Genomic DNA, 19,548 nt, shown 5'->3' with positions numbered 1-19,548 from the left:
AAGGCCCTTCCGTCGAAGAACTCCACCGGCTCGGGCGTGGCGGGCGGCGTCGCCGCGCACCAGGGCGGGAGGGCCGGGCGGGAGGGTCGGGCGTGGGGTTTCAGACGCGGAAGGCCGCGACGTAGCGGCGGGGGTCGCGGCGGAGGTCGGTGTCCCAGCGGGCCGTGCACTGTTCGGCGAAGGTCTGCCCGGTGCGCAGCACTTCGTCGAGCGGGTCGAGGTAGTCGAGCACCTTCGGCTGTTCCAGGCCGGCGCGGACCCGGGCCCGCAGGCCTGCCCGGGCGAGCCGGACGAGTTCCGCCGCGAGTTCGCGGACCCGGTCGCCGCCGAGCATGGTGTCCAGGCCGTCGGCGGGGAGCTTGGCCCTCGCCGCGCGGTGCTCCGCCACGCCGTGGTGGCGCAGCAGTTCCCAGGCCGCCGTCCGCGAGGGCGGGTGGTAGGCGAGCCCCGCCCACAGCGCCGGTACGGCCGGGATGTGCCGGTACGGCGGGCCGTCCCCGGCCCGCAGTTCCAGGGTCCGGCGGACCCTGACGTCCGTCCAGATCTGCGACATGTGGGAGACCCAGTGGTCGAAGGTCGGCATGGTGCCGTCGTCGAAGCCCTGCCGCAGGATCTCGGCGAACGGCCGGTCGGGGGCGGGCCGGTACCGTCCGTCCGGGCCGCGGTAGTAGATCATCGGGATCCCCAGCGCCCAGTCGATGACGTCGTCGGCGTCGACGTCGGGCCGTAGCGCGGGCGGCAGGACGCCGCAGCGGCGCGGGTCCATCCGCAGCCAGTTCTGCGACCTGTGCGAGAGCAGCCCGTTCGATCGGCCGCCCTGCAGCGGCGAGTTGACGAGCAGTGCGGCGACCACCGGGGACGCGGCGGTCAGCATCCGCAGCTTCTGGGTGAAGTCCTCGTCGGACAGGTAGTCCAGGTGCACCTGGGTGGACAGCGACATCGACATGATCTTCGGGGCCCCGCTGCCGGCCTCGCCGATCCGGTCGAAGAAGTCGCGCATGACGGCACCGCGGAGCATCGGCACCCAGGAGACGGTGTCGAGCCGGTCGAAGGGGAGATTGCCGCCGGGCAGGAGGGCCAGGCCGAAGCGCCCGACGAGTTCCGCGAGGCGCTCCATCGTGGCCCGCATGTCGTCCACGGCCGTGGACAGGTCGGCGGCCGGGACGGAGGAGTACTCGACCTGGCCGCCGTGTTCGAGCGTGATCTGGGCGGTGTCCGTCAGGTCCACGCCGGTCAGCCGGCCGTTGTCGCGCCGGTCCGTGCCGCCCCATTCGGCGAGGACGGCCTCCAGGACGGCCCGGACGCCGTTCTTCCCCTCGTAGGGGGCGGCCCGCCCGGTCTCCGGGTCGACGATGCCGTTCTCGATCTCCAGCCCGATCCGCTCGGTCGCGGCGGCGGCCGGGGCGAGCAGCGGTCCGAGGTCGTCGCGGTGCAGCGCCGCTCCCGTCGCCGGGCTGCCGCTCCGCTCGCCGGTTCGGCGCCGGGGCGCCGGTGCCGCGCTCACCCGGCCCGCAGCCGCGCGGTGTCGTCGGCGTGCTGCCCCCGGTCGATCACCTGGCCGACCACGGCCAGGGCCGACTGGGCGGCGCCCTGCATCCAGGCGTGCGCTCCGGACAGGTGCTCTCCGGCGAAGAAGATCCTCGGGTCGTCGGTCGGGTGCGGGGCGCCGAGCCCGGTCAGGTACCGGGTGTGCTCGCCGGGTGCGAGGTGGGCGAAGGCGCCGCCGCCCATGCCGACCTGGTCGTCCCAGTTCCAGTGCACGATGTCGTCCGCGTCGCGGAGGATGCCGGGGTGCAGCCGTTCCAGGCATTTCAGGACCAGCAGGTCGCGGTCGGCCGGCGGCAGGGTGGTGAAGCGGCGGGCGTTGGCTCCCCACAGGTAGGCGCCGACGAGCACCGCGGGCTCGTGGGAGCGCTGCGGGTCCCGGGCGGCCCAGCGCCGCCTGCCGACGGTGCTCCCGTTGGTCCGGCCGTCGACGGGCCGGGCGTTGTCCGACGGGTACCAGCACTGCTGGATCGGCATGTCGGTGAAGCTGCCGCCGCCGAAGATCCGGTCGTCCAGTTCCCAGCCGCGCCGCTTGGTGTGCACGAGCGTCTTCGTGCTGCTGGCGTAGCTGATGCCGCGGATCGCGTGGCGCTGGTGGTGGGGCAGGCCGGGCCGGAAGCTGATCTGGTCGAGGGCGGGGACGGGGACGCAGCAGACGACGAAGTCGACGTCCTCGGTGATCGTGCCGCCGAGGCGCCGCCCGTGCACCCGGACGCCCCGGCGGGTCAGCGAGAGTTCGTCGATCTGGGTGGACAGCTGGAGGGTCCTCGGCCGCAGTCGGCGTACGAACGCGTGCACCAGGCGGTCGGTACCGTCGACCAGTTCCACCTGGCCCGCGTGGAACAGGCCGAAGTAGTCGACGAGGACCTCCAGCAGGGAGGACTGCTCGTAGTGGACCAGGCCGCTGGCGTGGCCGAGGAGGTCCCAGGCGTCCTGCGACAGGTGCTCGTGGACGTACTGCCACAGCGACACCGAGACGAGCCGGTCGAGCGCCGGGTCGTCCCAGTGGCCGTCCAGCACCCGCCGGCGCTGGTCGGGGGTGAGCGTCTCCCAGGCGGCCGTCAGCAGCCGGTCCAGGATCCGCCGCGGGTCCTGCTTCTCGGCGGCGCGCAGCGCGTACGCCGGGTGCAGCGCGTGCACCTCCTGGACGCGGGCGCGGTGGCCGCGCAGGTGGTAGTAGGCGTCCGGGTTGAAGTTGACGAACGGCCTGGTCCGCAGGCCGAACTGGGACACGTAGTGGAGGACGCAGTGGTGGTTCCCGGGGATGCGCATGGCGCCCAGGTCGGCGTGCGTGCCGTCCCAGAAGCGGTGCGTGCGCACCCGTCCGCCGGGTTGGTTCGACCGCTCGTACAGGACGATGCCGAAGCCCCGGCGCTGGAGCTCGTAGGCGGCGACGAGGCCCGCCACCCCGGCCCCGATCACCGCGACCCGCCCGGTGGCGCCGGTCACCGGGCGCAGCAGGCTGCTGGGAAAGGCGAAGCTCTCGTCGAACATGGGCACCTCGCGTCGTCGTAGCCCTCAGCCTGGGGCAGCCCGCCGTCGCGAGCCACCAGACCGCGCCCATCCGAACGTCGGTCCGCGGCTCCTGCGGGCTCCGGTGATCCGCTGCCCGCCGTGGGCCGTTCGGCGTAGCCTTCGTGCATGGCAGAGAGCAAGGTCCGGGCGGCGGCGGCACCGAAGGCGAAGGCCGTGCCGGGGGTGAAGCCGGGGAAGCCGGAGTCGCACCTGGCGATGGTGCGGCGGGCGCGGCGGATCAACCGCGAGTTGACGGAGCTGTACCCGTACGCGCATCCGGAGCTGGACTTCGAGAACCCGTTCCAGCTGCTGGTGGCGACCGTGCTGTCGGCGCAGACGACGGACCTGCGGGTGAACCAGACGACGCCGGCGCTGTTCGCGAAGTACCCGACGCCGGAGGACATGGCGGCGGCGAACCCGGAGGAGCTGGAGGAGGTCATCCGCCCGACCGGGTTCTTCCGGAACAAGGCGAAGTCGCTGATCGGCCTCTCGATCGCTCTGCGAGACGACTTCGGCGGCGAGGTCCCGGGCCGCCTGGACGACCTGGTGACGCTGCCGGGCGTGGGCCGCAAGACCGCCAACGTGGTCCTCGGCAACGCCTTCGGGGTGCCCGGGATCACCGTGGACACGCATTTCGGGCGGCTGGCCCGGCGGTTCGGCTGGACCGCCGAGGAGGACCCGGTGAAGGTCGAGGCGGCCGTCGCCGAGATCTTCCCGAAGTCGGAGTGGACGATGCTGTCGCACCGGGTGGTCTTCCACGGCCGCCGGATCTGCCACTCCCGCAAGCCCGCCTGCGGCGCCTGCCCGGTCGCGCCGCTCTGCCCGTCGTACGGGGAGGGCGAGACCGACCCGGAGAAGGCGCGCAAGCTGCTCAAGTACGAGCTGGGCGGGCAGCCCGGGCAGCGGCTGAGGCCGCCGGGGGACTTCCCCGGGGAGGCCGCCGCCCGGGCCGACGCCGCCGGGCACCAGGGGCGGATCGCGGACCTGGCGGTGGGCGAGTGACCCGCGAGGCACGACGGGCGCCGGAGCCGTCGGCGGTGCGGGTGGTCGAGGGGGACGGCCTGCCGGCCTGGCTGGAGCCGGTGCGGGAGGCGGCCGAGCGGGTGCTGCCGGAGCAGCTGAGCCGCTTCCTGCCGCCGGTGGAGGGCGGCCGGGCGGCGGCGGTGCTGATGCTGTTCGGCGAGGGCCCGGACGGGCCGGACCTGCTGCTGATCGAGCGGGCCCGCTCGCTGCGCTCGCACGCCGGGCAGCCGTCCTTCCCGGGCGGCGCGCTGGATCCGGAGGACGGTGACCCGGACGGCCCGGGCCCGGTCGCGGCGGCGCTGCGCGAGGCCTGGGAGGAGACCGGGCTGGACCCGGCCGGGGTGCAGGTGTTCGCGGTGCTGCCGGCGCTGTACATCCCGGTCAGCCGGTTCGTGGTGACCCCGGTGCTGGGCTGGTGGCGCGAGGAGTCGCCGGTGCGGCCGGTGGACCAGGGGGAGACCGGCGCGGTGTTCCGGGTGCCGGTCGCCGATCTGGCCGACCCGGCGAACCGGGTGCGGCTGCGCCACCCGTCCGGGCACGTGGGGCCGGCCTTCGCGGTGGCCGGGCGGCTGGTCTGGGGGTTCACGGCCGGGGTGATCGACCGGGTGCTGCACCACGGCGGGCTGGAGCGGCCCTGGGACCCGTCCCGGATCGTCGACCTCTCGGACGAGGCGCTGGCCCTGGTGCAGGGCGATCTCGACCACTCCCGGGCGCTGCCGGGCGGCGATGCCGGTCCCACGTGAGGGGCCGTCTGCGCGGCCGGGCCGCGGGCCGTGGGAGGGTGTCCGGGTGAACGTCCTGGATGTGCTGCTGATCGCCGCTGCCGTGGCATTCGCCGTGTCGGGCTACCGGCAGGGCTTCGTGGTGGGTGTCCTGTCCCTGGTCGGCTTCCTGGGCGGCGGCCTGCTGGCCGTCCAGCTGCTGCCGCTGCTGCTCGACCACCTCAGCCCGGGCACCACGGCCTCGGTGGTGGCCGTGGTGGTGGTGATCGTGTGCGCCGCGATCGGCCAGGCGGTGACCGCGCACTTCGGCTGGAAGCTCCGGGGCCACATCGGCCGCCGTCCGGCGCGGGTGCTGGACGCGACCGGCGGCGCGGCCGTGAACGTGGTCTCGATGCTGCTGGTGGCCTGGCTGATCGGCTCGGCGCTGGCCGGGGCGTCGCTGCCGACGGTGTCCAAGCAGGTCCGCTCCTCGGCGATCCTCGGCGGCGTGCAGAACGCGCTGCCCGACGACGCGCCGAACTGGTTCTCGGACTTCTCCAAGGTGCTGGCCCGCAACGGCTTCCCGCAGGTCTTCAACCCCTTCGAGCACGAGCCGATCACCCAGGTCGACACCCCCGACCCGGCGCTGGCCGGCAGCCCGGCGGTGGCGCGGGCCAAGCAGAGCCTGGTCAAGGTGGTCGGCACCGCCACCTCCTGCAGCAAGACCCTGGAGGGCAGCGGTTTCGTCTTCGCCCCGCACCGGGTGATGACCAACGCCCACGTGGTCGGCGGGGTCGACGAGCCGACCGTGCAGATCGGCGGGGTCGGCCAGCTGTACGACGCGACGGTGGTCCGCTACGACTGGCAGCGCGACATCGCCGTCCTGGACGTCCCCAAGCTGAACGCGCCCCCGCTGGCGTTCGCGGGCGAGGCGAAGACCAACGACAGCGCGATCGTGGCGGGTTTCCCGGAGAACGGCGCCTTCAACGTCCAGCCGGCCCGTATCCGCGGCCGGATCCAGGCCAACGGCCCGGACATCTACCACCGCGGCCAGGTGGTCCGCGACGTCTACTCGGTCCGCTCGCTGGTCCGCCAGGGCAACAGCGGCGGCCCGCTGCTCACCCCGGACGGCCAGGTCTACGGCGTGGTGTTCGCCAAGTCGCTGGACAGCGCCGACACCGGGTACGTGCTGACCGCGGCCGAGGTGCGGGAGGACGCGGAGAGGGGCAGCACCGCGAGCACCCCGGTGGACACCCAGGGCTGCGCGCTCTGACCGGGCCCCGGGGCGGTCCGACGCGCCGGGTCCGACGATCCGATATCCGTCACACCGTCAGTCCGCCCTGGTAGCCTCTGCCGCGCTCACCCGTTCGGCTCAACCGGGCGCCGTCCCGGAGTGAGTCTTACGGGAGGTCGTGGTAGTCCGATGATGGGTCACTCGCACGCGGTCAGTGGGGCGATGCTGTACGCCGCCTCCGCGCCGTTCCTGCCCCCGCTGCTGCTGCACACCACGCTGCAGCCGGCGGACATACTGATGGGCACGGTGCTGTGCGCGGGGGCGGCCCTGCTGCCGGACCTCGACCACCACGACGGCTCGATCGCCAACTTCCTGGGGCCGATCTCCAAGGCGCTCTGCCGCTTCGTGGCCTGGGCCTCCGGTGGGCACCGGCACGCCACCCACTCGCTGCTGTTCGTCGCGCTGATGGGCGCCGGCACCTGGGCGGGCGTCACCTACCTGGGCCGCAACTTCACCCTGGTGCTGACGTTCTTCCTGATCGCGCTCGCGATCCGGGCGCTGCGGCTCTGCCCGCCGGGGGACGGCCCGGAGAGCTGGATCACCGTCATCGGGCTGTCCGCGCTCGGCACCTTCGGGATGAACACCTGGATGCCGAACTCGCCGGGCTGGCTGCCGTACGCGGTGGCGCTGGGCACCCTGGCGCACCTGCTGGGCGACTGCCTGACCAAGAAGGGCGCGCCACTGCTCTGGCCGCACAAGGAGCGCTACGAGGTGGTGCTGATCAAGCGCAGCGGCAACAACGTCGAGACCAAGGTGCTGGTGCCGATCATGTCGGTGGCGACCTTCGTCCTGCTCTGGTTCACCGCGGTGTCGCCGACGCTCGTGAACTGACCGGCGGGACTGGCCGGCCAGCCCACCCGACCGGCGGGACTGACCGGCCGAACCGATTGGCCGGCCGGAACCGGTCCGCCGGACCGGCCGGACGACGCGGCGCGAGGCCTCAGGTCTCGCGCCGCAGTCGTGCGCCGACCCAGCGCGCGCGCCGGCCGAGGATGCGGGGGATGCCGAGCTGCCGCTGCGCCGGGCGTGGACGGCGGTCGGGGCCGTCGTAGCCGAGGTCGTCCGCCCAGTCGGGGCGGTGGGCGGAGCGCTGGGAGCTGTTGTGGCGTCGGGCGCGCGGGGCGCCGCCGCGATCGGGCATCCAGGTCATACCGGAATGGATGCCCCTGGGCCGGTGGGGGTAACCGCCGGGCGCGCGTCGAAATTGGCCTATGCGGTTGTCATATGTGCGTCAGATCAAGGGAGTTGGGACCAAGGGCCCTTCCCTCCCGGCCCCTTCGCCGCTCCTGCACCATCACTCCTTGTGACGGCCGACCCAGTCCAGCAACTCCGCGGTGAACTGCTCCGGGGCCTCCTCGTGCGGGAAGTGCCCGACCCCCGGCATCAGCCGCCAGCGGTACGGCGCCGCCACGTACTCGCCGCCGCCCAGCGCGGTGTGCGACAGCAGCACCGGGTCCGCCGCGCCCTGGACGTGCAGGGTCGGCGCCGTGATCGGCTTCTTCATCCGCCGGGCGAACTGGATGCCGTCCGGGCGCGCCATCGAGCGCAGCAGCCAGCGGTACGGCTCGATCGAGCAGTGCGCCGTGCTGGGGATCTGGATGGCCTGCCGGTACGCGTGCACCGCCTCCTCGTCCAGCCGGTTCGGACCGGCCCAGGCGTCCAGGTAGCGGCCGACCAGCGCGGCGTCGTCGGCCACCAGACGGCGTTCCGGTATCCACGGCCGCTGGAAGCCCAGCACGTGCTCGAAGGCGGCCGCCTGGCGGCGGTCGGTCAGCAGGGCCCGGCGCAGGTCCCGGGGGTGCGCGGCGGAGACCACGGTGAGGCTCTGGATCACCGACGGGCGCATCACCGCCGCCACCCAGGCCAGCGTGCCGCCGGCGGCGTGCCCGACCAGGTGCGCCCGGCGCTCGCCGAGCGAGCGGATCACCCCGGTGATGTCCAGGGCGAGGTTGCCCGGGTCGTACCCGCGCGGGGTGCGGTCGCTGCCGCCGACACCCCGCAGGTCGAGCGCCACCGCCCGGTAGCCGGCCTCGGCGAGCGCGGTCAGCTGGTGGCGCCAGGCCCACCAGTACTCGGGCCAGCCGTGCACCAGCAGCACCAGCGGGCCCGAGCCCAGCTCGGCGATGTGGAACCGGGCGCCGTTGGCCGCGAGGTCGCGGTGCGTCCACGGGCCGCTCTGCCGGACGCTCCAGGCCTCGGCGCCGCCGTCGGGGGTGGTGCCGGGGGCCTCATCGGCGGGCTCCCCCCCGGGTGCCAGGTCGGGTCCGGAGTCGGCGGACGGCTGCGCGGATACGGGCTTCTGGTCAAGCGGCATACCGAGAGCGTGTCACATCCGTGCGCCGGACGGCGCCCGGCACTCGCTCCCGGCGGGTCCGGGCGGGCGGCGTGCACCGCCACCGGACGGACGGTTACGGGATGCGGCCCAGGGCCCGGTCGATCTCCTCCTTGGTGGCCGGGCGCGGCCGGGCGTTCTTCAGCACGTCGGCGGTCTTCTGGGCGCCCTCGATGGTGCGGTGCGGCTTCTCGATCCGCTTGAACGAGCGCCAGGCCATCAGCCCGAGCAGCACCGCGAGCAGCAGGTAGGCGCCGGCCACGATGAGGAACGACCAGCCGAGCGACAGGCCCAGCGCGTGGATGCCGAAGGCCGCCGCGGCGCTCAGCATCGGGACGGCGGCCAGCGCCACCACGGCGGCGACGCCCAGCGAGACGCCCCCGGAGACGCCGCGCTTGACGTCCGCCCGGATCTCGGCCTTGGCGAGCGCGATCTCGTCGTGGACGAGTGCGGACAGGTCGGCGGTGGCCGCCGCGAACAGCTGCCCCACCGAACGCTCGCCCTCGTAGGGCGCCCGGCCGTTGCTGGACGGGTCTGCGGCTCCTGCGGGCATCAGCGGTTCTCCTCTGCGGCTGTGCGGCGTGACGCCGCCGCGTGGTGCGGTTCGGGGGGCCGGAGGGGCCCGGAGGCGTCAGTGGACTGTCGACAGCTCAGAATCATGCCCCTACCGGTCAGTCGCACACCACTCCGGGGCCCCGCCGGGGGGACGTGTCCGGGCTCTGCCGGGCCGCCGGCGGGCCTCAGCGGGGCTTCTCCGGCCCCTCGCCGTCGGGTCGCGGGGCGAGCCCGGCGGCCCGGGCCCGCCAGGCCGGGTCGTCCTCCTGGTAGACGTCCGGGACGCCGTCGCCGTCCACGTCCCGGTCCTCCTCCTCGCACAGTTCGCGGTAGTGCCGGTTGCGGAGCTTGAGCAGCACGGTGGCCACCGTCGCGCAGAGCAGCGAGCCGACCAGGACGGCCGTCTTGGAGAGGTCGGCGAGGGCCAGGTCGTCGCGGAACGCCAGTTCGCTGATCAGCAGCGAGACGGTGAAGCCGATGCCCGCGAGCACCGAGACCGCGAACATGTCGGCCCACCTGAGCTTCGGGTTCAGCTCGGCCCGGGTGAACCGGGCGGCCAGCCAGGTGCCGCCGAATATGCCCACCGTCTTGCCGACCAGCAGGCCGATGACGATGCCGAGCGGCGTGGCCTGGGTGAACACCTCGCGCAGCGACGGGCCGGAGATCGTCACCCCGGCGGCGAACAGTGCGAACACCGGGACGGCCAGGCCGGCCGAGAGCGGGCGGACCAGGTGCTCGATGTGCTCGCCGGGGGAGTGCTGCTCGTCGCCCTCCCGGTGGCAGCGCAGCATCAGGCCCATCGCGACGCCCGCGACCGTGGCGTGGATGCCGCTCTCGTGCATCAGCGCCCAGTTCACGACGGCCAGCGGCACGAACAGGTACCAGCCGTGCACCCCGCGCCGGTGCAGGAACCAGAACAGCACCAGGCCGGCGAAGGCCAGGCCGAGCGCCCAGAACCTGATGCCGGAGCTGTAGAAGACCGCGATGATCAGGATCGCGATCAGGTCGTCCACCACGGCGAGGGTGAGCAGGAAGGCGCGCAGGGCGGACGGCAGGTGGCTGCCGACCACGGCCAGCACGCCGAGTGCGAAGGCGATGTCGGTGGCGGTCGGGATGGCCCAACCGCTGGGGTGACCGCCGCTGCCCGAGTTGACGAGCGCGAAGAGGATCGCCGGCAGCGCGACGCCGCAGACGGCGGCCACCACCGGGAGCAGCGCGGCGCTCGGGGTGCGCAGCTCGCCCGCGACGAACTCGCGCTTGAGCTCGATCCCGGCCACGAAGAAGAAGATCGTCAGCAGGCCGTCCTTGGCCCAGTTGCCGAGGGTGAGGTCGAGGTGCAGCGGGGCGGACGGCCCGACGGTGTAGTCGAGGACGCTCTCGTAGGCGTGCGGCCAGACGTTGGCCCAGACCAGCGCGGCCACGGCGGCGAGCAGCAGCAGCACGCCGCCGACCGTCTCGGTGCGCAGGGCGTCGGTGATGAACGTCCGCTCGGGCAGGGACAGTCGGCCGAGCAGCTGCCGGCGGCGGGTCGTCGGCTCGTGGACGGGCGGCTGGTCGGTCACGAGGACCTCCTGAGGGGCTGGGAGCGGCAACGGATGCACGTGTGGTGCAGTTGCCGACCAGACTTCCCGGCGCGCCCTGTGACGCTCGGACTCCCGTTCAGGGATCTTGATGCGTCGTTAACAGTCTAGGGGATCGTTCGGGTGACATCCGGATTGTCCTATTCAAGGACTTAAGCCCTGCGGGTGGGTTCTGCACTCCGGAGGAGCAGCGGCACGGCACCCGAATGGCCCAGGCCGCGTGCAGACGGGTGAACGCGTCACCGTCGGCCGCGGGGCACCGCCCGCTCCCGTCCGCCCCGCTGTACACCCCGGCGGCCGACCGGAAGGGGGCTTCAGACCCGCGGCATGGCTGTGCCCCGGGCGGTGACCACCGCCCGGGGCACGCTTCACCGTGTCGGCCGGCTCAGCCGTTGCCACCCGCCGGCGGCAGCTGGGCCTGGATCTGGCTCATCACCGTGCTGTCGGCGAGGGTGGTGGTGTCACCGACCTCGCGGCCCTCGGCGATGTCGCGCAGCAGACGGCGCATGATCTTGCCGGAGCGGGTCTTCGGCAGCTCGCCGACCACCTTGACCTGCTTCGGCTTGGCGATCGGGCCGAGCGTGCGGCCGACGTGCGCGCGCAGCTCCTCGACCAGCTCCGGGCTCTCGGTGGCGCCGCCGCGCAGGATCACGAAGGCGACGATGGCCTGGCCGGTGGTGGCGTCCGTGGCGCCGACCACAGCGGACTCGGCCACCGACGGGTGGCCGACCAGGGCCGACTCGACCTCGGTGGTGGAGATGTTGTGGCCCGAGACGAGCATGACGTCGTCGACCCGGCCGAGCAGCCAGATGTCGCCGTCCTCGTCCTTCTTGGCGCCGTCACCGGCGAAGTAGCGGCCCGCGAAGCGCGACCAGTAGGTGTCGATGTAGCGCTGGTCGTCGCCCCAGATGGTGCGCAGCATGGACGGCCACGGCTCGGTGAGCACCAGGTAGCCGCCGGAGCCGTTCGGGACCTCGTTGGCCTCGTCGTCGACCACGGTGGCCGCGATGCCCGGCAGGGCGCGCTGGGCCGAGCCCGGCTTGGTCTCGGTGACGCCCGGCAGCGGGCTGATCATCATGGCGCCGGTCTCGGTCTGCCACCAGGTGTCCACGATCGGGGTCTTGCCGGCGCCGATGTGCTCGCGGTACCAGATCCAGGCCTCGGGGTTGATCGGCTCGCCGACGCTGCCCAGCACCCGCAGCGAGGACAGGTCGAACTTCGCGGGGATGTCGTCGCCCCACTTCATGAAGGTGCGGATCGCGGTCGGCGCGGTGTAGAGGATCGTCACGCCGTACTTCTGGACGATCTCCCAGAACCGGCCCTGGTGCGGGGTGTCCGGGGTGCCCTCGTAGATGACCTGGGTGGCGCCGTTGGAGAGCGGGCCGTAGACGATGTACGAGTGGCCGGTGACCCAGCCGATGTCGGCGGTGCACCAGTAGACGTCGGTCTCCGGCTTGAGGTCGAAGACCGCGTGGTGGGTGTAGCTGGCCTGGGTGAGGTAGCCGCCCGAGGTGTGCAGGATGCCCTTGGGCTTACCGGTGGTGCCCGAGGTGTAGAGGATGAACAGCGGGTGCTCGGCGTCGTGCGCCTCGGGGGTGTGCTCGGTGGACTGGCGCGCGGTGATCTCGTGCCACCAGACGTCACGGCCCTCGGTCCAGGAGATCTCCTGCCCGGTGCGGCGGATCACCAGGACGTGCTCGACGCCGTCGACCTTGGTGAGCGCCTCGTCGATGGCCGGCTTGAGCGCGGACGGCTTGCCGCGGCGGTAGCCGCCGTCGGCGGTGATGACGAGCTTGGCCTGGGCGTCCTCGATGCGGGAGGCGACGGCGTCGGCGGAGAAGCCGCCGAAGACCACCGAGTGGGTGGCGCCGATCCGGGCGCAGGCGAGCATCGCGACGACCGCCTCGGCGATCATCGGCAGGTAGACCGCGACCCGGTCGCCCTTGCGGACGCCGAGCTCCAGCAGCGCGTTGGCGGCCTGCGAGACCTCGTCCTTGAGCTGGGCGTAGGTGATCGAGCGGCTGTCGCCGGGCTCGCCCTCGAAGTGGATCGCGACCCGGTCGCCGAGACCGGCCTCGACGTGGCGGTCGACGCAGTTGTAGGCCACGTTGAGCTTGCCGTCGGCGAACCACTTGGCGAAGGGCGGGTTGGACCAGTCCAGCGTCTCGGTCGGCTCGACGGCCCAGCTGAGGCGGCGGGCCTGCTCGGCCCAGAAGCCCAGGCGGTCCTCGGAGGCCTGCGCGTACGCGGCCGCGGTGACGTTGGCGGCGGCGGCGAGCTCTGCCGGCGGGGCGAATCGCCGCTCCTCCTTGAGCAGGTTGGCCAGGCTCTCGTTGCTCAACGCGCACTCCTCATCGAGTCATGATCGGAGACGATCCCGTGCGTGGGGATTGTCCCGTGTGTCCCAGCGCACAGCTCACCAGGCGAATGGGGCACTTGACAAGAGCCTCCGGGTAATTGGTGTAGACCTTTGACCGACAGTCGAACGGACCATCATACGGCGCACCGCCTCGGGGCGGTGCGCCGTACGACGGCCGGAGGGCCCGTGCCCCGGCCCGCCCGGCGGGGACACGGGCCCGGCTCTCAAGCGGCCAGCCAGGGGCCGTCCTCGGCGCCGTCGGCGGGAACCCGGCCATCCTCATTCACCCGTTCGGGCGTGTCGCCCGCCACCGGCCCGGTCGGCGGTGTCCTCGGCGCTGCCGGGCCGGCCGCGGTTGCGGCCGCTGCCGTCCCGATGCGCGCCTCGATCGGACTGAACGTCCCCTCGGCCCGGTCGAGCACGTAGGCCTGGGCGGTCGCGAAGTCGAAGTACATCCCGACCAGCCGCAGGGTGCCCTCCTCCACCCGGCGCTCCACGGCCGGGTTGGCCAGCAGCTGGTCCAGCTGCTGGACCACGTTGGTGATGCAGAGCTGCTCCACCAGGTCCACCACCGGCCGCGCGTCGAACCCGGCGGGGACCCGGCGGAGCCGGTCCAGCGAGCCGCGGCCGTTGCGCAGCCAGCGGGCCAGTGGGGTGGGCGGCCCGGGGCGCTCGTGCACGCCGTCCAGCAGGGCCTTCATCGCGCCGCAGCCGGAGTGGCCGCAGACCGTGATCGAGCCGACCTCCAGGACCTCGACCGCGTACTGCACCGCGGCCGCCACCGAGTCGTCGGCCGCGCCGGGTTCGTACGGGGCCGGTACCAGATTGCCGACGTTGCGGACGGTGAACAGGTCCCCCGGGCCGCTGTTGGTGATCATGCTGGTGACCATCCGGGAATCCGCGCAGGTCAGGAAGAGCTGGGAGGGCGTCTGCCCCTCCCGGGCCAGCCGGGCGAGTTCGGGCCGGATCAGCGGGGCGGTGTGCTGCTGGAACACCCGGACGCCGTCCAGCAGCCGGCCGTGCGGATCCTCCTGCTGCTCGATGCAGTGGTGGCCGACCCAGGGCGTCCAGGCCCGGCAGCGGTGCGGGCCGGGTGAACTGCCCGCCCGGACGGTGCCGTCGGGGTCGAGCACCTCGTCGTCCCTGCGGCGCGTCACCATCGAGACCCGTCCGCCCGCGGACTGGTGGCCCGTCCGCCAGCTGTGCAGCGTCTCGTACGCGGCGTGGTCCAGGAAGGAGCCGTCGTGGACCACGGTGACCTCGGCGCCGGAGGGGATCCCGGCCAGCGCCCGGCTCAGCCGGGGCACGGCGGTGAAGGTTAGCGGCCCGTGCGTCTGGACGGTGACCGCGCCGGCCGGGCCGGCCAGCACGTCCACGTGGGCGCGGGTCAGCCGGTAGAGCGCGAGCAGCACGGCGGTGCCGGCGCCGAGCGCGACGCCCCACAGCACGCCGAGCGCCACCACGCCGAGCACGGTGGTCAGGTAGACCGGGAACTCGCGGTGCCGGTGCACGTTGCGGATGTGCGCGAAGCTCACCATCTGCAGCCCGACCACCAGCACCAGCGCGGCCAGCGCGGCCAGCGGGATCCGGCGCAGCCCGCCGGTCAGCGCCAGTGCGGCGGCGAGCACCCAGACGCCGTGCAGCACCGAGGACCACCTGGTCTGGCCGCCGGCCCGCACGTTGGCGGTGCTGCGGACGGCGCCGCCGGCGACGGGCAGCCCGCCGACCAGCCCGCTGACGATGTTGGCCAGGCCCTGGCCGCGCAGTTCGCGGTCGAGGTCGCCGGTACGGCGGGACATCCGGTCGACCGCGACGGCGGACAGCAGTGACTCCACGCCGGCGACGGCGGTGACGGTCAGGACGGCGGCCAGCACCCCGGCCAGCGGGCCGTGCGGCAGTGCGGGCACGAGGGCGTGCGGCTGCCAGGCGGGCAGCCGCATGTGGGCGAGCCGCAGGTCCAGGGCCAGGGCGAGCGCGGTCGCGGTGGCGACGGCGGCCAGCGGGCCCGGCACCTTGGCCAGCCTGGCGCCGAACTCGCCCGCGCGGCCGGGGAGCCGGCCGAGTCGGGGCCAGCCCAGCAGGACGGCCACGGTCACCGAGCCGGCCAGCAGTGCGGGCGGGTGCGGCCCGGCCAACTGGCCTGGCAACGCGAGGAGGTTGGCGATCGCGGAGCTCTGTGGGGAGCCGCCGAGGACGACGTGCAGCTGCGCGATGGCGATGGTGAGCCCGACCCCGGCCAGCATGCCGTGCACGATGGCGGGCGAGACGGCGAGCGCGGTCCGGGCCACCCGGCGCAGGCCGAGCAGGAGTTGGAGCAGCCCGGCGGCCAGGGTGATGGCGCAGGTGGCCCGCCACCCGTACTGGACGATCAGTCCGGCGGTGATCACGGTCAGCGCGGCCGAGGGGCCGCTGACCTGGAGCGGGGTGCCGCCGAACAGCCCGACGACGATGCCGCCGACGGCCGCGGCGGCGAGGCCGGCGGTGAGCGGGGCACCGGTGGCGAGCGCGATGCCGAGGGAGAACGGCACGGCGATCAGGAAGACCACCAGGGAGGCGGAGAGGTCCTGGGCCCAGCGGGCCTTGGTGCCGGGGCCCGGTGGTGCGTGGTCGGTGGTGTCGGAGGCGATGGGGGCGCTGGAGATGTCGAGGGTCATTGTCTTCCCGTCTGTCCGGGGGAACGAACGCAGTCAGGTCCGGCGGTGGGTGGGGCTCCGGGGCGGATCGGCTGTCGTGGGTCGCGACGGTGTGGCGGGATGGCGTGGGCGCGGCGGGGAGTGCGGGTGTCACCGGCCGGACCTTGACCATCAGGGCCCGCCAGGGGCCTGGGCGAGGTGCGGGACGTCTCGCCGAGGGCCGTCGGGAACGGACCATCAAGACTCGGTAAACCGAGGGTAATGAAAGCTTTGCACAGCGTCATTCCGGGAGGGAAGGGGAAAACCCCCTGATTCACCCCATTGGGTGGTGTTCGAACCGCTGGGAATCTGCTGGCGGCGCCGGGCGGTCCGGACATGCGGAACGGGCCGTGGCCCTCCCCGGGGAAGGGGGGAGGGCCACGGCCCGTTCGGGCGGAGCGGCGTCAGACGTGCGCACCCGCCGGGGCGGGCCGCTCGCCGACGACCCCGAGCCCGCCCAGCACGAAGGTCTCGTCCACCTGGGTCGCGAGGTCGACGCCGACCTTGGCGTTGGCCCAACTCTCCGCGTTGCGCACGTGGAAGAGCACGGCCTGCTCGGTGTAGCGCCGCACGTCCCGCTGCCCGTACGCGGCCTCGGCCTCGGCCCGCAGCTCCTCCAGAACGGCCCGGTTGGCCGGCTCCAGCGACTTCAGCGGCGGCTCGGCGCCCTGCTCCAGACGGCGCACCCAGTCCGAGTGCCCGAAGGTGGTGAGCAGGTCGTCGCCGACCTCCCGGCGCAGGAACGCCAGGTCGTCCGGGCCCTGCACCTTGTTGCCGATCACCCGCAGCCGGACGCCGAAGTCGCGGGCGTAGTCCTTGTACTGGCGGTAGACGGAGACGCCCTTGCGGGTCGGCTCGGCCACCAGGAAGGTCAGGTCGAAGCGGGTGAACAGGCCGGAGGCGAAGGAGTCCGAGCCTGCCGTCATGTCGGTGACCAGGTACTCGTCGGGGCCGTCCAGCAGGTGGTTGAGCAGCAGTTCCACCGCGCCGACCTTGGAGTGGTAGCAGGCCACCCCCAGGTCCTCCTCGGTGAAGGCGCCGGTCGCCAGCAGCCGGACCGAGCCCTCGTCCAGGGCGATCGGGCGGGCGCAGGCGGCGTAGACCGGGTTCTCCTCGACGATCCGCAGCAGGCGCGAACCCCGGCCGGGCGGCGTGGTCTTGATCATCTCGTCGGCCGAGCGGATCAGCGGATTGCTGCCGCGCAGGTACTCCTTGATCTCCGGCAGGTGCGCGCCGAGCGAGGGCAGCTCCGCGGCCTGGGCATCCGTCAGACCCAGGGCCGGGCCCAGGTGCTGGTTGATGTCGGCGTCGACGGCGATGACCGGCCGGCCCACGGCGGCCAGATGGCGGATGAACAGTGCGGACAGCGTGGTCTTCCCGCTGCCGCCCTTGCCGACGAAGGCGATCTTCATCTGGGACTCCGGCTCTCGCTCTGGGCCCGCGCTCGGGGGCCACCTGCTCAGGGGTCGCACATGCCGAGGCCCCTAAGTGGAAATAGTTATCGTCTCCGATAGTGGCCATGCTAGCCGGGGTTTGGGCCTCCTCGGCGGAGGGAAGTGAGGATTGCCTCTAACGGGTGATCCGGGGTTGCTGTTCCGGGAGGGGCCGGCTGTTCATTACTCTCGGTAGGTGAGCACTGGAACAGATCCCCTCGCCCCGCTGGCCCAGCTCCCCGGGGTGCCCGACGCCGTGGCCGAGGTGCGCAAGGCCGTCGACCGGCTCTACGGCCACCGGGTGATGCGCCGCCGCGCGGCCGAGGTCACCTCCGAGTCCGCGCTGCGCGGCGCCCGCGCGTCGGCGGCGCTGGCCGGGGCCGACTGGCCGCTGGAGGAGGTCCGGCGCCGCAGCGACTTCAGCGCGGACCCCGAGGCCCGGACGGTCGGCGCGGCCCTGCGGATCGCCGCCGAGGCCGGCCAGCTGCTCAGCATCTGGCGGCACTCGCCGCTCCAGGTGCTGGCCCGGCTGCACCTGCTCGCCGTCGGCGACGGCGAGCCGTCCGCCGGGCGGCCCCGCCGCGCGGGCGAGGGCGTCGAGGAGCTGTTCCCGCTGGGGCTCAAGCCGGTGGAGAGCGTCGAGGTCGCCCAGGTGGACGAGCCAGTGCCGGTGCTGCCGCCCGCCCCGGGTGCCGAGGAGGTCGCGGCCCGGCTCGACCAGCTCTCCCGGCTGCTGGTGGCGCGCGCCGAGGGCCAGGGCGTGGGGACGCCGGCCCTGGTGGTCGCCTCCGTGGTGCACGGCGAACTGCTCGCGCTGCGGCCGTTCGGCGCGTACAACGGCGTGATCGCGCGGGCCGCCCAGCGGATCGTGCTGCTCGCCGAGGGGCTCGACCCGAAGTCGATCTGCCCGGCCGAGGTCGGGCTGGCGGAACTCGGCACCGACGCCTACCGGCGGGCCCTGGCCGGCTACCTGGCGGGCACGCCCGAGGGGATGGCGGCCTGGATCGCGCACTGCGGGCGGGCGCTGCGGCTCGGGGTGCGGGAGAGCACGGCGGTCTGCGAGGCGATGCAGCGCGGGATGGTCTGAGCGGGCGCGGGCGCGGGCTCTTCACGGAGCTTCTGGCGCTTCTGACGCGAAGATGCGGCGGCACCTGATCCTGCCTGGTGCCGCCGCTGGTGCAGATACCGGGTGACCATGCATGCACCGGAAGTGCTGATCAGACGGGGATCCTGCCCGTTCGTCTGGTCCAGCGGCCCGACAGCGGGTCGGCTGCATGTGGGTGCTCGGTTATCTGTACACGCGGTCCGTGGGGCCTTAACTGCGTTGTCGGTTTGACCTCTTCGGGTCCTGACCGGGTCTCGCGGGCCGTGCTTCATTTGTATCGCGTTTCGGGCGAAAGGGGAACCCGAAAAGTGAACTCTGTGCTGATTGTCTGATTTGCCTGCGTTGCGAGGCCCGCGGTGGGTGGCCCGCGTTTGCCTGTGTTGCGGGCCCGCGGCGGGCGGCTCAGGCCTCCGGACGGCGCCGGTGGGCCAGGTACCAGATGACCCCGGCGGTCACGGCCGCCGTCCCGATCGCCACGGCCGTCAGCACCGAGCCGCTCGGCGCGGAGAACTCCGGGAGCCGCCGCCGCAGTTCCACCGGCCGGTCGAAGACCAGCACCGGCCACTCCCGGGCCTGGGCCTCCTTCCGCAGCGCGCGGTCGGGATTGACCGCCGACGGGTGGCCGACGGCCTCCAGCAGCGGCAGGTCGGTGGAGGAGTCGCTGTAGGCATAGGAAGCGGCCAGGTCGTAGCCCTCGGACTCGGCCAACTCCCGGATGGCGGCGGCCTTGTTCTCGGCGTAGGCGTAGTACTCGATCTCGCCGGTGTAGCAGCCGTCCTCGACCTTGAGTCGGGTGGCGATCACGTGGTCCGCGCCGAGCAGCGCGCCGATCGGCTCGACCACCTCGGAGCCCGAACTGCTGACGATCACCACGTCCCGACCGGCCGCGTGGTGCTGCTCGATCAGTGAGGCGGCCTCGTCGTAGATGATCGGGTCGATCAGGTTGTGCAGCGTCTCCGCGACGATTTCGCGGACCTGCTGGACGTTCCAGCCCCGGGTGAGCGAGGAGAGGTACTCGCGCATCTTCTCCATCTGGTCGTGGTCCGCGCCACCGACCAGGAAGACGAACTGGGCGTACGCGCTGCGCAGTACGGCCCGACGGTTGATCAGACCGCCCTGGTAGAACGGGCGGCTGAAGGCCAGCGCGCTCGACTTGGCGATGATGGTCTTGTCCAGGTCGAAGAAGGCCGCCGTGCGCGGCCCGCCCGGCCTGGGGCGAACGGGTGAGCGGGTCTGCGCGGGCCCGGTGGCCTCGCCCGGGGACTCGTCGGCGTGGTCGTCGGCGTTCTCGGTGGTGTCCACGGGAACCGAGGATAGAGGGAGCCGCAAAACAGGCCGCCATTCGGTGTACTCGTGGGCGTGCGGGTTTGTGTTTCTGGCCGCTCGGGTACACCATGGAAGTCACGGATCGTTCGCGACCGTGCTAACCCGGTC

Annotated in this window: 15 protein-coding genes; 5 read left to right on the top strand and 10 right to left on the bottom strand. The window is 73.1% G+C overall.

The window, feature by feature from the left end; genetic code table 11:
* Window positions 1–100: 100 nt before the first annotated feature.
* Complete coding sequence (locus tag AB0R04_RS12815) at window positions 101–1,504, bottom strand: glutamate-cysteine ligase family protein (RefSeq protein ID WP_363370501.1); 1,404 nt, start codon at window positions 1,502–1,504, stop codon at window positions 101–103.
* Window positions 1,501–3,039, bottom strand: a complete 1,539-nt coding sequence (locus tag AB0R04_RS12810) for an FAD-dependent oxidoreductase (protein ID WP_363370499.1) — start codon at window positions 3,037–3,039, stop codon at window positions 1,501–1,503. The genes AB0R04_RS12815 and AB0R04_RS12810 overlap by 4 nt, the downstream gene beginning before the upstream one ends.
* A gap of 147 nt (window positions 3,040–3,186) precedes the next feature.
* On the opposite strand from AB0R04_RS12810, the gene nth reads away from it, so the two are divergent.
* The 4 genes from nth to AB0R04_RS12790 all read left to right on the top strand — a co-directional run bounded on the left by nth (window position 3,187) and on the right by AB0R04_RS12790 (window position 6,909).
* Window positions 3,187–4,062 (top strand): endonuclease III, encoded by an 876-nt coding sequence (gene nth / locus AB0R04_RS12805; protein WP_363370497.1) that lies wholly within the window; start codon window positions 3,187–3,189, stop codon window positions 4,060–4,062.
* The gene (locus AB0R04_RS12800; RefSeq protein ID WP_363370495.1) at window positions 4,059–4,826 is read left to right on the top strand and encodes a CoA pyrophosphatase; all 768 of its coding nucleotides are present in this window, start codon (window positions 4,059–4,061) and stop codon (window positions 4,824–4,826) included. Before nth ends, AB0R04_RS12800 begins: the two co-directional genes overlap by 4 nt.
* 46 nt (window positions 4,827–4,872) lie before the next feature.
* Entirely contained in the window at window positions 4,873–6,057 is a 1,185-nt protein-coding gene (locus tag AB0R04_RS12795; protein WP_063348670.1) for a MarP family serine protease, read from the top strand.
* Between the two features lie 150 nt (window positions 6,058–6,207).
* Window positions 6,208–6,909, top strand: a complete 702-nt coding sequence (locus AB0R04_RS12790; protein WP_063348671.1) for a metal-dependent hydrolase — start codon at window positions 6,208–6,210, stop codon at window positions 6,907–6,909.
* A gap of 109 nt (window positions 6,910–7,018) precedes the next feature.
* Here the strand turns inward: AB0R04_RS12790 and AB0R04_RS12785 are convergent, their stop codons facing one another.
* The 7 genes from AB0R04_RS12785 to AB0R04_RS12755 form a co-directional block, all read right to left on the bottom strand.
* The gene (locus AB0R04_RS12785; RefSeq protein ID WP_063348672.1) at window positions 7,019–7,228 is read right to left on the bottom strand and encodes a hypothetical protein; all 210 of its coding nucleotides are present in this window, start codon (window positions 7,226–7,228) and stop codon (window positions 7,019–7,021) included.
* Window positions 7,229–7,372: 144 nt separating this feature from the next.
* Window positions 7,373–8,392, bottom strand: coding sequence for an alpha/beta hydrolase (locus tag AB0R04_RS12780; protein ID WP_363370492.1), 1,020 nt, complete (start codon window positions 8,390–8,392; stop codon window positions 7,373–7,375).
* Window positions 8,393–8,486: 94 nt separating this feature from the next.
* Window positions 8,487–8,963, bottom strand: a complete 477-nt coding sequence (locus AB0R04_RS12775; protein ID WP_063348673.1) for a phage holin family protein — start codon at window positions 8,961–8,963, stop codon at window positions 8,487–8,489.
* Window positions 8,964–9,150: 187 nt separating this feature from the next.
* Complete coding sequence (nhaA, locus tag AB0R04_RS12770) at window positions 9,151–10,527, bottom strand: Na+/H+ antiporter NhaA (protein ID WP_079135771.1); 1,377 nt, start codon at window positions 10,525–10,527, stop codon at window positions 9,151–9,153.
* A 403-nt stretch (window positions 10,528–10,930) separates the two neighbouring features.
* Window positions 10,931–12,886 carry an acetate--CoA ligase gene (gene acs / locus AB0R04_RS12765; RefSeq protein ID WP_363370489.1) on the bottom strand — a complete coding sequence of 652 codons (1,956 nt, stop codon included), beginning with the start codon at window positions 12,884–12,886 and terminating at the stop codon, window positions 10,931–10,933.
* 242 nt (window positions 12,887–13,128) lie between these two features.
* Entirely contained in the window at window positions 13,129–15,558 is a 2,430-nt protein-coding gene (locus AB0R04_RS12760; protein WP_363370487.1) for a SulP family inorganic anion transporter, read from the bottom strand.
* A gap of 422 nt (window positions 15,559–15,980) precedes the next feature.
* Window positions 15,981–16,988, bottom strand: a complete 1,008-nt coding sequence (locus AB0R04_RS12755) for an ATP-binding protein (RefSeq protein WP_363370485.1) — start codon at window positions 16,986–16,988, stop codon at window positions 15,981–15,983.
* A gap of 217 nt (window positions 16,989–17,205) precedes the next feature.
* Here AB0R04_RS12755 and AB0R04_RS12750 point away from each other — a divergent pair, with 217 nt between their 5' ends.
* On the top strand, window positions 17,206–18,096 hold the full coding sequence (locus AB0R04_RS12750) for an oxidoreductase (protein ID WP_363370483.1): 891 nt from the start codon (window positions 17,206–17,208) through the stop codon (window positions 18,094–18,096).
* 420 nt (window positions 18,097–18,516) lie between these two features.
* Here the strand turns inward: AB0R04_RS12750 and AB0R04_RS12745 are convergent, their stop codons facing one another.
* Entirely contained in the window at window positions 18,517–19,416 is a 900-nt protein-coding gene (locus AB0R04_RS12745; RefSeq protein WP_079135773.1) for an HAD-IB family hydrolase, read from the bottom strand.
* Window positions 19,417–19,548: the final 132 nt, after the last annotated feature.

The sequence above is a fragment of the Kitasatospora sp. NPDC056731 genome, assembly GCF_040687675.1.
GTDB lineage: Bacteria > Actinomycetota > Actinomycetes > Streptomycetales > Streptomycetaceae > Kitasatospora.
This window is presented reverse-complemented; position numbering and strand designations above follow the sequence as displayed.